Genomic DNA, 14298 nt, shown 5'->3' with positions numbered 1-14298 from the left:
TGCCACTAAAAACGCATACGTTGTATATTACTGATTACTATATAAACATTAAAAAGAAAGGAAAATATTCATGCTAACTTGGAAAGACATCATTAATTACAGTGTTAAGGGAAACCCGGTACCCGACAAAAGAGTGGATAAGACAGAAAAGGAATGGCGAGACCTATTAACTCCCGAACAATTTAGGATTACAAGAAACAAAGGAACAGAAGCACCACATAGTGGTGCGCTCTGTAGTACACATGAGGCAGGGAAATACAGTTGTATATGTTGCGAAAGTCCCTTATTTGATTCCACCATAAAATTTAATTCGGGTACCGGCTGGCCCAGTTTTACACAGCCCATAAAAGAAAACGCCATTAAATACCACAAGGACACATCTTTTGGTATGGTAAGGGTAGAAGTAATGTGCAATACCTGTGATGCCCATTTGGGACATGTATTTCCGGACGGACCGGAACCCAGCGGCTTGCGTTATTGCATTAATTCGGAATCTATGAAAATAGTTAAAGAAAGTATATTGGATGAACAATAAAAAGTTGGAGACCGCCACCGTGGGTGGTGGATGTTTTTGGTGTGTGGAAGCCATTTTTCAGGAAGTTAATGGTGTACATAAAGTAATTTCGGGATATACTGGTGGAAATGCACCTGGCAGACCCACGTATAGGGAAGTTTGTTCAGGACTTACCGGTCATGCAGAGGTAGTACAAATACTATATGACGCCAACATTATCTCCTATGAGGATATTTTGGTCATATTCATGACCACCCATGACCCTACCACCTTAAATAGACAGGGAGCAGATGTAGGGACCCAATATCGATCTGTAATATATTATCACAATGACACCCAAAGAGAAATTGCTGGCTTGGTAATAAAAGAAGTGGCACCATATTACGAGCAGGCCATTGTTACTGAAATAAGTCCTTTGGAAACCTTTTATGAAGCAGAGGAATATCACCAGGATTATTATAGAAATAATCAATCGCAGGGCTACTGCAACGCGGTTATTTCCCCAAAACTAGGTAAGCTAAGAAAAATGCATGCCGATAAAATCAGAAAAACAAAGGTCTAAGCACTCCTAGTTTACAATAGTCCGGTTTAGGATACATTTCAATAAACTGTATAGGCTGCTTGTAAAAGGACTATATAGAAGGTTAACAGAATTCATTCAAGACTGTGGGCATTGAATACTAATTGTACCCACTGTGGTATTTACTCCCATTAATTTTTAAATGGAACAAAAAATGTACAACAACATAAATACAGATAATTTGACGATACAGCACGACAAAGAGAATAAGAGATTCACCATGGCCATTAACGATGAAATTGCCAAAATAGAATACGAGTTACGGGATGATAAAATGTATTTGACCTATTCGGAGGTTCCCCATAATCTCAGGGGCAAAGGATATGGCAAGGAATTAGTGGAACGCACCTTTGAACAATTAACCAAAGAAGGATATAAGGCGGTAGCTGTATGCTCCTATATAAAGGCTGTTGCCAGAAGAAATGAAAATTGGAACTCGATAATTGAATAAATATCCTATGAACCTTACTGTTAAGGATACCTTTAATACCGAACTCCCCGCCGACCCCGTCCAAGAAAATACAAGAAGACAGGTTATGCAGGCATGCTATTCCTTTGTAAGGCCAAAATCCACGACAAAGCCCAGTATGATCCATACATCCGCTGAATTGGCCATGGATTTAGGATTGACCCAGGATGATCTGACCTCCGAAGAGTTCAAAAATATATTTACAGGAAACGCCGTTTTGTCCGGCACCCATCCTTATGCCATGTGCTACGGAGGACACCAATTTGGCAATTGGGCCGGACAACTGGGAGATGGCCGTGCCATTAATTTATTTGAAGTTAACCACAACAATACACAGTGGGCACTCCAACTTAAGGGCGCTGGGGAAACTCCTTATTCCAGAACTGCAGATGGCCTTGCAGTACTGCGTTCCTCCATTAGGGAATACCTTTGCAGCGAAGCCATGTACCACCTGGGAGTACCCACTACCAGAGCACTATCGATAGGCCTAACAGGAGACCAAGTGCTAAGGGACGTACTATACAATGGTAACCCGGAATACGAAAAGGGAGCTGTAGTGTGCAGGGTAGCACCCACTTTTTTGCGCTTTGGAAATTTTGAAATTTTTTCTTCAAGACAGGACACAAAAACTTTAAAAACACTCACGGATTATACCATAAGACATTTCTTTCCCCATGTAAAGGAGGGTACCAAGGAAGGCTATCTTCATTTTTTTAGGGAGGTTACCAACAAGACGCTGGACATGCTCATACACTGGCAGCGGGTAGGTTTTGTACATGGCGTAATGAACACGGACAATATGTCCATCCTTGGCCTCACTATAGATTACGGCCCCTATGGATGGCTCGAAGGTTACGAGGAAGGTTGGACCCCCAATACCACCGACCGACAGTATAAACGTTATAGATATGGGAATCAAATAAATATTGGTCTTTGGAACCTATATCAATTGGCAAATGCGCTCTTCCCTTTAATAGAGGATGTTAAAGAACTTGAAGACATCTTAATGGAATACCGTAACAATTATTCCACAAAATATCTCTCGATGATGAAATCTAAAATTGGTCTTTTCAAATCCGACGAAAATGACGCGGAGCTTTTGTCTAGGCTGGAGGACAACTTACAATTGACCGAAACCGATATGACCATCTTTTTTAGAAATCTAAGCCGTATCACAAAGGATAGTCCCACAAATGAGGACTTTTTGTCCCCGGTGTTCGATGCCTTTTACGCACAAGAGGAAGTTAAGGGCGACACCCTTGAAAAATGGAAGCAGTGGTTTATCCACTACAAAAATAGATTGCTAAAGGAAAGTATCGACGACAGGAAGAGAGCAGAAAAAATGAATAATGTAAACCCAAAATATGTTTTAAGAAATTACATGGCACAATTGGCGATAGATGCTGCGGACCAAGGGGATTACTCCTTGTTGGATGAGTTATTTCAATTATTAAAACATCCGTACCAAGAACAAACGCAAGCCGAAAAATGGTTTGCCAAGCGGCCCGAATGGGCCAGGCACAAAGTGGGATGCTCCATGCTCTCCTGCAGTTCATAGCCCCAGAAACATTATCCTCCAGACAACGTGCTCTTAAAACAAATTAAATCCATCCCTTTGGGCTACTCTACAGTTCTGTTTCAAAATAAGAAATATGGCGTTACCCGAACCGATTTTAATGAAGGTAGGAGTACTAAAGTATATGCCGAAGCGTTGGGAGGTAACGATTACATCAGTTTTAACTTTTATATTTCGGAAAAGGGAGGGCAACTAAGGCCCTGTGAAATGCCGAGAGACAAGGTAATCGACTTTTTAAACAATTATATGCCAATTTAATCGGCAGCACACTATGGGAATTCATAAAAAAACCTGCTCTAAGAGCAGGTTTTTTATATTATGATTAAGTTATAATTAACCTTTAACGCTGGCCAATTTGGAATTCTTTATATTATTCAATTTTAGATCCTGCAAGACATTGACCGCTTCCTCCACATACACATCCTTGGCCAAATCCTTGTGCCAACGGTCACGCTTTTCCCTTAAAACGGAATCCTGGGTAAATAATTCCTTTTCATATTGCAAGGATTCAAATGTTAGGTGGGAATCATAATCCGAAATGGTTTTAAAGTACTTGGCCTTTTCCTTATCCAATTCCAATCCTTTCTTATATTCCTCGTATTTCAATGAAACCACGGTTTCATCCTGTGCTTTTTTGATCCATTGCGCATTTTCCTCAATCAATTTTATTTGATTGTTCTGGGCCATTCTTTTAGTACTATTGGCTATAGTGGCCTCATAGTCAATATAGCCATCCCAAGGGGTATACTCCGCTGGGGAAATCTTATCCCAGGTCAAAGGATTTTCCTGATCCCTCTCCCCTAGATCAATATAACTGTAACGGTCCGGAACAACAACATCGCTCTTAACCCCTTCCAATTGGGTAGAACCACCATTAATTCTATAGAATTTTTGGGTAGTAAGTTTTATAGCTCCCAAATCTCCGTGCTCATTTCCTCTTACAATATTCTCCAAGGGGATTACATTTTGAACTGTCCCCTTACCGAAGGTTTGTTTGCTACCAATCACCACTCCCCTTTTATAATCCTGCATGGCCGCGGCCAAAATCTCGGATGCAGAAGCCGATAATTCATTTACCAAAATCACCAAAGGTCCATCCCACTGAATACGCTCGTCCTTATCGTTATAAACTTCTGGTTTTTTATCGGTAGACCTTACCTGTACAATGGGTCCGTCCTTAATAAATAATCCAGCCATTTCAACAACTGTTTTAAGGGATCCACCCCCATTATCACGAAGATCCAGGATTAGGCCTTCAGCTCCGGCCTGTTTTAGTCTTTCTACTTCTTTTGCCACATCCGTAGCTGCGTTTCTCTCATTATAGTCTTCAAAATCCACATAAAACTTGGGTAGATTGATAAGTCCAAATTTTTGGTTGCCCTTTATTACGGCTGCAGATTTGGCATAGGACTCTTCCAATTCCACAACATCCCTGGTAAGGGAAATTACCACGAGGGAACCATCCACTTTTCTAACAGTCAAATCTACGACGGTACCTTTGGGACCTTTAATAAACTTAATGGCATCATCCAAACGCATACCCACAATATCCACTGGTGTTTCCCCGTTTTGCCCAACTTTTAATATCTCATCCCCAACTTCCAATTGCTGATCTCTCCATACGGGGCCGCCAGATATAATCTCCACTATTTTGGTCTGATCCTTTTTCTTTTGAAGTCGGGCGCCAATACCTTCAAATTTACCAGACATACTGGTATCAAATTTTTCTTTGTCATCCGGAGCAAAATAGAATGTATGTGGGTCAAATACTTCCACTATGGTATTCAGGTATTGCACAAACCAATCCTTGCGTTCCAAATCATCCACGAAATCGAAATAATCATCCAAGGTATTTTTGGTAGATTCCCTTGCCGCCTTTTCAGCCTGCTCCGGACTTAATGGTCCGGTTGTACTGTTGTCATCTTCAAAGGCATCAGCCATATCCCCTTCTGTACCGGCCTTGTCTGATTCCTTGTTCAAATTCAATTTGGAATCGTACGTTCCCAAAGTGGCATATTTCAATTGTTTTCTCCACCGCTCTTTCAAGTCTTTGCGAGAAGCCACATATCCTTGTTCATCGTAATTGATCTCTATGGATTCATCCACTGAGTAATCAAAAGGTTCATCCAAAACCTCTTTATAAATTTCTTTGGCGTCATCCATTCGCTCCAATAGGCGCTGGTAGACCATATCGAAAAAAGTTATATCGGTATTCTTTATCTGATCATCCAACTGAAACTTATATTTTTCAAATTCCTGAATGTCACTTTCCAAAAAATAACGCTTTGTGGGATCCAAAATATCCAAAAATCCTTCAAAAACACTAATGGAAAAATCATCGTCAATGTCCTTTGGCTGGTAATGGCCACGTTCCAATACATAGGTAATTAGATCCAACAACAATTTGTCCTTATCATCGGTTTCAAATGATTTGTTGGTAAAACTGCATGAAGCTACTGCAACAAGCATGACAATCAATGCGTAGGCTAAATTTCTTTTCATCTATTCTTTTTTATTTTTTTTCCACATTTGGAGTAATTTCTAAAACCGTAATCACCCCTCCTTTTTGTACTCTTACAATCATCTAAAATTAATCAAACCACCACTGCAATCCAAGTTTTGACTTTTAAAAGTGGTCTATTATGCCATTTACCTTAAGATAACGAAAAAATCGTGCCATATTATACCAATATGCCATTAATCTTTTGTTAATATCCCAATTGCCAAGGACAGGTGGCAAAGCTGGGATGTAATTTATCATTTTCACAATTTAAACGTAAAATTTCGGTGTCCGCTCGGCTTAATTCGAAAAGCCATAATAGATTAAAAACGTATTTTTGCAGTATAAATTATATACCATGGCGAAACCTTTGATCCTTGTCACCAACGATGACGGAATTACAGCTCCCGGATTAAGGGCGTTGATTGAATTTATGAAGGAATTGGGAGAGGTAATCGTAGTGGCCCCGGACAGTCCACAATCGGGAATGGGACATGCAATAACCATAGACAACACCCTGTATATAAAAAAGATTAAAGTAGATCTGGAAAACGGCGCAAACGAAGAATACAGTTGTAGCGGAACACCGGCCGACTGTGTTAAGCTTGGCTTGCAGGAACTCTTGGACAGAAAACCGGACCTATGTGTTAGCGGCATAAACCATGGATCCAACTCGTCTATCAACGTCATTTACTCTGGCACTATGAGTGCCGCTATTGAAGCTGGGATTGAAGGAATACCGGCAATAGGCTTTTCCCTTTGCGATTATTCCTGGAACGCCAACTTTGAAGCCAGCAAGGAAGCTATTCAAAAAATAGTCCGGGAAGCCTTAAAAAATGGTATCCCCAAGGGGGTTGTGCTCAACGTTAACATTCCCAAAACCGACAAGAAAACACCCAAGGGCATAAAAATTTGCAGGCAGGCAAGGGCCAACTGGAAAGAGAAATTTGACAAAAGAACCAATCCCAATGGCAAGGAATATTACTGGCTTACAGGAGAATTTGAACTTTTGGACAAGGGAGAGGATACGGATGAATATGCCCTGTCCCAAGATTACGTTTCGGTAGTCCCCACCCAATTTGACCTAACGGCCCACCATGCCATTCAACATATTAACAATTGGAAGCTAAATGATTAAAAAAGAAATATTAATCGGAATAACCGTTGGCATCATTGCCAATACCATCGGAACTTTACTGTATATATTGCTCTTCTCGGACTTTGGAATAGTGGAAACGTACCAAGCCGCCGTACAACAGGGACATGTAGGCAGTTTATTGGCGCTAGGGGCCATTCTAAATTTGGTTGCTTTTTTTGGTTTTTTAAAAATTCGTAGGGATTATAGGGCAAGGGGTGTAATGATCGCCACCCTATTGACCGCAATGCTAATATTGTATTATAAAGTCTTTTAGGCCGCGGGATGGGGCCACCCAACGACCAACGGCAGCATTACCAACAAACCACAGAAACTAAACGGATGAAATACTATATCATAGCCGGCGAGGCATCGGGCGACCTACATGGGTCCAACCTCATAAAAGCCCTTAAAAAAAAGGATTCGGATGCCGACATACGTTGTTGGGGCGGCGATTTAATGAAAGCAGCAGGAGGGCACTTGGTAAAACATTACAAAGAAATGGCCTTTATGGGCTTTTTGGAAGTGATATCGAATATCAATCAAATTTTCAAAAATATCGCCTTTTGCAAAGATGACATAAGCAATTTTAATCCAGATGTAATTGTCTTTATAGATTATTCCGGCTTCAACCTTAGAATAGCTTCTTGGGCAAAAAAGAATAATTTTAAGACCAATTATTATATATCACCACAAATATGGGCCTCTCGGGAAGGTCGGATACACAAAATAAAAAGGGATATAGATGCCATGCATGTCATTCTTCCTTTTGAAAAGGAATTTTATGAAAAAAAACACCATTATCCCGTTAATTTTGTTGGTCACCCCCTTATAGATGCCATTGGGGATATTCCAAGGGCCAGTGATCAGGAATTTAGGGAAGAGCATAATTTGGATTTGAAAAGACCTATTATTGCGCTTTTACCCGGTAGTAGAAAACAAGAGGTTCAAAAAATGCTTTCCCTAATGTTATCGGTTACCAAATCTTTCCCAAAATTTCAATTTGTAATTGCCGGGGCACCCAGTTTGGATTTGGAGTTTTACCAGCCTTTTCTAAAATCGTCCCAAGTAAGTCTAATTTCCAACAAGACCTATGATCTATTAAGCCTGTCCTATGCAGCCCTAGTGACCAGCGGAACCGCCACCTTGGAAACGGCCCTTTTTAAAATACCCCAGGTAGTTTGTTACCGTGCCAATTGGATATCCTATCAAATTGCAAAAAGAATCATTACCCTGAAGTTTATTTCCTTGGTAAATCTTATAATGGACAAAGAGGTTGTAAAAGAACTAATCCAAGGCGACTTGAATACCAAAAATCTGATCGAGGAGCTCGATAAAATCCTGAACGGACCCGAAAGAAAGAAACAGTTTGAGGCCTATTACGAATTGGAAAAGAAACTTGGGGGCAAGGGTGCCAGTGAAAAAGCGGCATCCCTAATTATGGAAAGTGCCCAATTGGATCATTGAAAAATTTTAATGGTCGGTGGAACAGCAACTATAAACTTTATTATTTACCATAAAGCAACCCATAACCCTATGGTTAAAAAAAGCACTTATTGTTGATTTACCCTGAGGCAACTATAAGGGTTTTCTGAAAAAAATGACGGATTTTAAATTAATTATTTAAATTTGATATCCAAGAGCACTAACCTTTACTTGGATGATTCAAAGATTTCTTTCTTTATTCTTAATTGTTTCACTGGTTGGATGCGGTGCGGCCAAGAAGAAAAATACCTCTCGTGTAGAAAGAAAAATAACGGTGGAAGCTTCAGAAAAACCAACCGAAATAAAAGGTAAAACACCCAGAGGCGGTGAATCCATAAACAAACCAGCGAGCAGAATAACCGAACGGATCATAAATAGCGCCCTGACATTTTCGGGCACGCGCTATAAATTTGGTGGCACCACCAAAAAGGGTATGGATTGCTCCGGATTGCTTTATGTTGCCTTTGGGGAGCACGATATTCAATTGCCAAGAGCCTCGTATCAAATGGCTGAGGAAGGGCAAAAAATAAATTTAAAGGAGGTAAGCAAGGGCGACTTGCTTTTTTTTGGAACCTCTAGAAGAAAAAACAACATAAACCATGTAGGCCTAGTGGTCCAGGTAGATGGGGATGATATAAAATTCATTCATTCCACCTCATCCCGAGGTGTTATCGTTTCCTCTTTGCAGGAGGGTTATTGGAACTATGCCTTTATCAAGGCTACCAGGGTCCTGTAGGATGCGCCTGCTGCAGTTTACAACCGTAAAGCTTACTATATGCCTGATCTTTGGAATATTAACTGGATATTACCTACGTCCGTCCCTTTCAATATCTTTTTTCCTAGCTGTGGCTTCATTGATCCTTTTAGGAGTTGTATTTGTATACTACCGTAAATTGCCCGTATCCCTTTTCGCAATTTTCGCTGGGCTTTTGACCATTGCTATTGGTATATTAAGCATAACCCTTAATGATTCCAGGAATCTTGACAGGCACTACAGTCAACATAATCTTGACAAAGATAGGGTCTACACCCTAAAAATTCGGGAAGTATTAAAGCCCAATAGCTTTTCGGATAGGTACGTGGCCCATGTTAACGGTATGGACAGCTTAAAGGTTTCCGGCAAAATACTTTTAAATATAGCTGTTGATTCATCGATCCGCCCCCTTATGGTCGATGACGAAATACTGGCCTTCACTACCCTCCATCCCATTAACCCTCCCTTAAACCCGCATCAATTCGATTACCAAAAATACCTGTCCAATATTGGAATAGCGCATCAGGCAAAACTTAAAGGGGAGAATTTCTACCTAAAACCCAAGGCCTCCGCTACCATCAATGGAATAGCCTATAAGATAAGGGAGCACATTATTAGAAATTTAAAAAAAGAGGAGTTTGGCACGGAAGAATTGGGTGTCATCCAGGCCCTTCTTCTTGGCCAGCGAAATGAAATTACCTCAGAAATCGATACCGATTACAAAGAGGCGGGAGCCTATCATATCTTGGCATTGTCCGGTTTACATATCGGAATTCTTTTGGGATTGCTCCACTTTATATTGGGGCCAGTGGAAATCCTTCCAAAAGGAAGAACCATAAAATTGGTTGTCATCGTATTACTTTTATGGGCATTTGCCCTCTTGGCGGGACTCTCCGCCTCTATCCTAAGGGCAACAACCATGTTTACTTTTGTTGCCTATGCCCTGTACTTGAACAGACCTACAAGTCATTTTAATATCCTGGCATTGTCACTGTTCTTTATTTTATTGTTGCTGGATCCCCTACTATTATTTCAGGTGGGGTTTCAATTAAGTTATGCCGCTGTTTTTGCCATAGTCTGGATATACCCCTTATTACAAAAGCTTTGGATTCCCCAATATTGGATAGTCAAAAAGGGATGGGAACTGGTTTCCGTAAGCATTGCCGCTCAACTGGGTGTATTCCCAATAAGTCTATATTACTTTCATCAATTTCCAGGTTTGTTTTTAATTTCAAGCCTATTGATCCTTCCATTTTTGACCTTTGTTTTGGGATTTGGAATATTGATAATAGCACTCTCCCTGACCAACGGTTTACCATCAGTTCTCGTAACTATGTACGACACTTTAATAGGTGCGATGAATTGGATTATTGGTCTTCTTGCACAGCAGGAAAACTTTCTTTTTAAAAATATTTCTTTTGATGGCATTCAATTGATCCTAAGTTATGGTATTATCATAACAATGGTAACGGTCTTTATGAAAGCAACCTATAAAAGGGTCATGGTATCCTTGTTCTTCATCCTTTGTTTTCAAACCTATGTTTTTGGCTTAAGATATCTTGCTCGGAACGAGGTAACTTTAGTTATAGGCCATATTGCCCGCAATAGTGCCATTATCCACCGAACAGGACAAAAACTAACCGTATATACCACCAACCCCAAAGCCACGACAAGACTGGTCAACGATTATGCCACTGCCCATAACATCTTGGCGATGGAACATCTACCATTAAAAAACAGCTATCTCATAGAGGGGAAAAGAATGGTTGTATTGGATAGTACCACTATAGCCCTTCCAATAAATCATGATGTTTCTACCTTAGTACTTACCCAATCCCCTAAAATTAATTTGGAAAGGCTTTTGGATTCGATGGCGCCCAATATTGTTATAGCAGACGGCAGCAACTATAGAAGTTATATACATCGATGGAAGGCTACATGCCACAAAAAAAAGCTAGCCTTTCACTATACGGGAGAAAATGGTGCCTTTCACTACGCTTTGAAATAGTTATCTAATACCGTGCATTAATTTCTTTAAAAGCGGGTTTAAAACAATTGAAATAAGTCCAACACCCACGGGAACTAGGGTGAAGATCAAAAAGAAGGTCCCTATGGAATATTGTTCGGATATCCTATCGATCATTCCTCCCATGGTGCCTGCAGCCTTTTGCCCGATTGCAATGGCCAAATACCAAATTCCGAACATAAAACCGATCATACGTGCCGGGACAAGCTTGCTTAAATAGGAAAGTCCAACCGGGGAAATGCACAGTTCACCCATGGTATGCAGCAAATACGCCAAAATTAAAAATATCATGCTAACAGAAGCTGTCTGCGCCCCAGAAGGTATTCCCGATGCTCCAAATGACAATACGGCAAAGCCCAACCCCAATAAAATAAGACCTATTCCATATTTCATAGCAGCACTAGGGTTATATTTACTTTCCCACCATCTGGAAAAAAATGGTGCCAGGGTTATAATAAAAAATGAATTGAGAATCCCGAACCAAGTTGCATCTACTTGATTGCCTTCTTGGGAAAATTTATCCGTTAATCTAAAGATCACTAGTATCCAAAGGCCAAGAAAGGCGATGGCCAATACAATATTGGACAAGCCAATACGGGTAAAGGTCTTTTTTGCCAATAAAATCAACACCCAACTAATTATTGCCAGTGGTACTGTTGTCAACAACGCATCTACCACCTTAAAGACCATGGCCGATTGACCAACGAGTTCCCTATTGGTATAATCCCTAGCGAAAATGGTCATAGACCCCAAGGACTGTTCAAAAAAAGCGAAAAAGAAAACCGTAAAAAACCCAAAAATTGATACGGCTATAATTCTATCCCTTACCACAGGAAGATATCTGGCAATTCTGGTAACCAATAAGATTAAAAACAGGAGTAGGGAAGATAGGATAATTACATTGGTACCACTAAGGCCTCCTATGTTAAAAGGCGCCAAATTGGTACCTTGTATTTTTTCCAAGGGATCATTAAATAAATAGAGTAATCCACCAATAGAGGATAAAACGATCAAAATCTTATCAAAAAGACTAAAAGGGTTCAACTTGGTTTCAATTTCATGATTCCCATCTTCCTTTCCCGCGTTCTCTGCTGCATTTGTAGATATCGAGATTTCCTCCTTCTTTAGGGGCTTAGCACCAATATTCCCGAACAAATCCTTGGCCAGCCAAAATTGGAGCATTCCAAGCATCATAAAAATCCCAGCTAGCCCGAAGCCCCATGACCATCCATAATTCTCGGCCAAATACCCACAAAGCATCATTCCAAAAAAGGCACCGGCGTTAACACCCATATAAAATATGGTATAGGCACCATCCTTTTTAGATTCCTTACCATGGTACATTTCAGAAATAATGGATGTTATATTGGGCTTAAAGAACCCTGTACCAACAACCAACAGGGCAAGGCCAAGATACAAAGCGGCCGTAGTTTCAATGGTCATGGCAACATGGCCCAAAGTCATAATTAAACATCCTATGACGACTGCCACCCTGTAACCTGTTATTTTATCCGCTACCCATCCACCAATTATAGGTGTTAAATACAAAAGGGAAGCGTAGGTTCCAATTAAGGCCAGAGCGTGTTCCCTTGGCCATTCCCACCCAGGATTGTCACTTACAATGGGTGCTGTTAAAAATAACACCAATAAAATACGCATCCCGTAAAAGGAGAAACGCTCCCACATTTCGGTAAAAAACAACACAAATAGTCCTGTTGGATGCCCCAGAACTTTGTCCTTAAATAAATTTTCAATATCGGTATTCATATACCACTGTATTACAAATTATTAATTTAGGATTAATGACAACTTACAGCTGTATTGAACAATACAACAACCTTATCCCTCTATTCAAAAACCCAAAAGATCAAAATACAATTTGGCGATTTATGTTATTCGTGTACAATTCTCTTCTCATTATCTTCTGCACCATGTGTCAACGCCTTCAATTTTTTCAAGAAAACCCTAATAAGCAATCCGAAAAGAATACAGAAAATGGCAATTCCTGTAAATACCGTATACTCTCCAAGATGTGAAGCGGATTCTCCCAGCAATCCCGCCAATTTATTTCCAAAACCTGTTGTTGCAAAATATAGGCCCATCATCAAGGAAGCATATTTGGCAGGAGCCAATTTGGTTACAAACGACAGCGAAACTGGAGACAGGCTCAACTCGCCCACAGTATGGAACAAATACGCCAGCACCAACCAATACATGGCAGAAGATCCAGAACTTTCAAACTGGGCAGTTGCCGCCGTCATAAATAAAAATCCAGTGCCCATAATAATCAGTCCAACGATCATTTTAAAAAGGGAAGACGCTTCCTTTCCCTTCAATTTACGACCCGCCCAGAAATTGGCCACCAGGGCTCCTAACACAATAATAAAGAAGGCGTTAAGAGATTGGAACCATGAAGCAGGCACCTCCCAACCCATCAACATTCTATTGGTTTTCTCCGAAGCATAGATATTCATTAATCCACCTGCTTGTTCAAACGCTCCAAAAAATACGATTACCATTAAGAAAGAGAGGATCAAAACAATTACCCTGTCCTTTTCTGTTTTATTAAGTGGTCTCGTTAAAGCCTCTTGATCTTCCACATTGGCAGATTTCCCAAGAAAGTCGCCCACACCCACCAGGTATTTCTGGCCAAGAACAAACTGTATTAGTCCCAAAAGCATACAAATACCGGCCAATCCGAATCCATAATGCCAACCATACACCTCTCCTACATAACCAACAATTAAACTGGAAAGGAATGCACCTATATTTATACCGATATAAAATATGGTAAACCCCTTATCCCTTCTAATATCACCTTTAGGATAAAGTCCGCCCACCATGGTAGATATGTTCGGCTTTAGCATACCCACACCGGCTACAATAAAACCAAGTCCCGTATAAAAGGCCCACATCTGTTCAATGGCCAATACACTGTGACCTATCACCAATAGCACCGCACCTACAATTACCGCCTTCTTTTGTCCCAGTATTCTATCCGCAATAATGCCCCCTGGAATAGACGCCACAAAGACCGACATAGTGTACCAACCATAAAGTGAAAGAGCCTCTATATTGGTCCAACCCAAACCTGGGTTCCTATTCGTTGTCTCCGTAATTAAATATAATACCAAAATTGCCCGCATCCCATAATAGGAGAATCGTTCCCACATTTCAGTAAAGAATAAGATGTAAAGTCCAACCGGATGGCCGAATAATTCCTTTTGATGTGCTTGTTTAACCGTTGTCTGCATAAGAT

The 14298-nt window shown here is 40.5% G+C and carries 13 protein-coding genes; 10 read left to right on the top strand and 3 right to left on the bottom strand.

Translation table 11 applies throughout. The annotated features are described in order from the left end of the window. Positions 1-70 precede the first annotated feature (70 nt). The 5 genes from msrB (at position 71) to C7972_RS02720 (ending at position 3397) form a co-directional block, all read left to right on the top strand. Complete coding sequence (gene msrB / locus C7972_RS02740) at positions 71-535, top strand: peptide-methionine (R)-S-oxide reductase MsrB (protein ID WP_110354652.1); 465 nt, start codon at positions 71-73, stop codon at positions 533-535. Beyond that, positions 525-1076 (top strand): peptide-methionine (S)-S-oxide reductase MsrA, encoded by a 552-nt coding sequence (msrA, locus tag C7972_RS02735; protein ID WP_110354651.1) that lies wholly within the window; start codon positions 525-527, stop codon positions 1074-1076. Before msrB ends, msrA begins: the two co-directional genes overlap by 11 nt. A 172-nt stretch (positions 1077-1248) precedes the next feature. After that, a complete protein-coding gene (locus C7972_RS02730) occupies positions 1249-1545 on the top strand; it encodes a GNAT family N-acetyltransferase (protein ID WP_258364755.1) in 297 nt (98 codons plus the stop codon). A 7-nt stretch (positions 1546-1552) separates the two neighbouring features. Next, positions 1553-3121, top strand: a complete 1569-nt coding sequence (locus C7972_RS02725) for a YdiU family protein (RefSeq protein WP_110354650.1) — start codon at positions 1553-1555, stop codon at positions 3119-3121. A gap of 57 nt (positions 3122-3178) precedes the next feature. After that, positions 3179-3397 (top strand): peptide methionine sulfoxide reductase, encoded by a 219-nt coding sequence (locus C7972_RS02720; protein WP_258364754.1) that lies wholly within the window; start codon positions 3179-3181, stop codon positions 3395-3397. A gap of 75 nt (positions 3398-3472) precedes the next feature. On the opposite strand, the gene C7972_RS02715 is transcribed toward C7972_RS02720, so the two are convergent. Beyond that, the gene (locus C7972_RS02715; RefSeq protein WP_110354648.1) at positions 3473-5641 is read right to left on the bottom strand and encodes a carboxy terminal-processing peptidase; all 2169 of its coding nucleotides are present in this window, start codon (positions 5639-5641) and stop codon (positions 3473-3475) included. 356 nt (positions 5642-5997) lie between these two features. Between C7972_RS02715 and surE the strand changes: the two genes are divergently transcribed. The 5 genes from surE to C7972_RS02690 all read left to right on the top strand — a co-directional run bounded on the left by surE (position 5998) and on the right by C7972_RS02690 (position 11021). Continuing rightward, positions 5998-6777: a 5'/3'-nucleotidase SurE gene (gene surE, locus C7972_RS02710; protein WP_110354647.1), complete on the top strand. Its 780-nt coding sequence runs from the start codon at positions 5998-6000 to the stop codon at positions 6775-6777. Further along, the gene (locus C7972_RS02705; protein ID WP_110354646.1) at positions 6770-7051 is read left to right on the top strand and encodes a hypothetical protein; all 282 of its coding nucleotides are present in this window, start codon (positions 6770-6772) and stop codon (positions 7049-7051) included. Before surE ends, C7972_RS02705 begins: the two co-directional genes overlap by 8 nt. Before the next feature lie 65 nt (positions 7052-7116). Continuing rightward, positions 7117-8241: a lipid-A-disaccharide synthase gene (gene lpxB / locus C7972_RS02700; protein ID WP_110354809.1), complete on the top strand. Its 1125-nt coding sequence runs from the start codon at positions 7117-7119 to the stop codon at positions 8239-8241. Between the two features lie 193 nt (positions 8242-8434). After that, the gene (locus C7972_RS02695; RefSeq protein ID WP_110354645.1) at positions 8435-8995 is read left to right on the top strand and encodes a C40 family peptidase; all 561 of its coding nucleotides are present in this window, start codon (positions 8435-8437) and stop codon (positions 8993-8995) included. Further along, positions 8964-11021, top strand: coding sequence for a ComEC family competence protein (locus tag C7972_RS02690; protein ID WP_309148906.1), 2058 nt, complete (start codon positions 8964-8966; stop codon positions 11019-11021). Before C7972_RS02695 ends, C7972_RS02690 begins: the two co-directional genes overlap by 32 nt. On the opposite strand, the gene C7972_RS02685 is transcribed toward C7972_RS02690, so the two are convergent. Both C7972_RS02685 and C7972_RS02680 read right to left on the bottom strand, forming a co-directional pair. Next, entirely contained in the window at positions 11022-12806 is a 1785-nt protein-coding gene (locus C7972_RS02685) for a peptide MFS transporter (protein ID WP_110354643.1), read from the bottom strand. A gap of 125 nt (positions 12807-12931) precedes the next feature. Beyond that, entirely contained in the window at positions 12932-14293 is a 1362-nt protein-coding gene (locus tag C7972_RS02680; RefSeq protein WP_110354642.1) for a peptide MFS transporter, read from the bottom strand. Positions 14294-14298 lie beyond the last annotated feature (5 nt).

The sequence above is a fragment of the Arenibacter sp. ARW7G5Y1 genome (assembly GCF_003201775.1).
GTDB lineage: Bacteria > Bacteroidota > Bacteroidia > Flavobacteriales > Flavobacteriaceae > Arenibacter.
Note: the sequence above shows the minus strand (reverse complement) of the source record. Positions and strands in the feature narration are given on the sequence as shown.

Bases quoted from the DNA above. Each gene is read 5' to 3' on its own strand.
- msrB (WP_110354652.1), top strand. From the start codon at position 71: ATGCTAACTTGGAAAGACATCATTAATTACAGTGTTAAGGGAAACCCG.
- msrA (WP_110354651.1), top strand. From the start codon at position 525: ATGAACAATAAAAAGTTGGAGACCGCCACCGTGGGTGGTGGATGTTTT.
- C7972_RS02730 (WP_258364755.1), top strand. From the start codon at position 1,249: ATGTACAACAACATAAATACAGATAATTTGACGATACAGCACGACAAA.
- C7972_RS02725 (WP_110354650.1), top strand. From the start codon at position 1,553: ATGAACCTTACTGTTAAGGATACCTTTAATACCGAACTCCCCGCCGAC.
- C7972_RS02715 (WP_110354648.1), bottom strand. From the start codon at position 5,641: ATGAAAAGAAATTTAGCCTACGCATTGATTGTCATGCTTGTTGCAGTA.
- surE (WP_110354647.1), top strand. From the start codon at position 5,998: ATGGCGAAACCTTTGATCCTTGTCACCAACGATGACGGAATTACAGCT.
- C7972_RS02705 (WP_110354646.1), top strand. From the start codon at position 6,770: ATGATTAAAAAAGAAATATTAATCGGAATAACCGTTGGCATCATTGCC.
- lpxB (WP_110354809.1), top strand. From the start codon at position 7,117: ATGAAATACTATATCATAGCCGGCGAGGCATCGGGCGACCTACATGGG.
- C7972_RS02695 (WP_110354645.1), top strand. From the start codon at position 8,435: ATGATTCAAAGATTTCTTTCTTTATTCTTAATTGTTTCACTGGTTGGA.
- C7972_RS02690 (WP_309148906.1), top strand. From the start codon at position 8,964: ATGCCTTTATCAAGGCTACCAGGGTCCTGTAGGATGCGCCTGCTGCAG.
- C7972_RS02685 (WP_110354643.1), bottom strand. From the start codon at position 12,806: ATGAATACCGATATTGAAAATTTATTTAAGGACAAAGTTCTGGGGCAT.
- C7972_RS02680 (WP_110354642.1), bottom strand. From the start codon at position 14,293: ATGCAGACAACGGTTAAACAAGCACATCAAAAGGAATTATTCGGCCAT.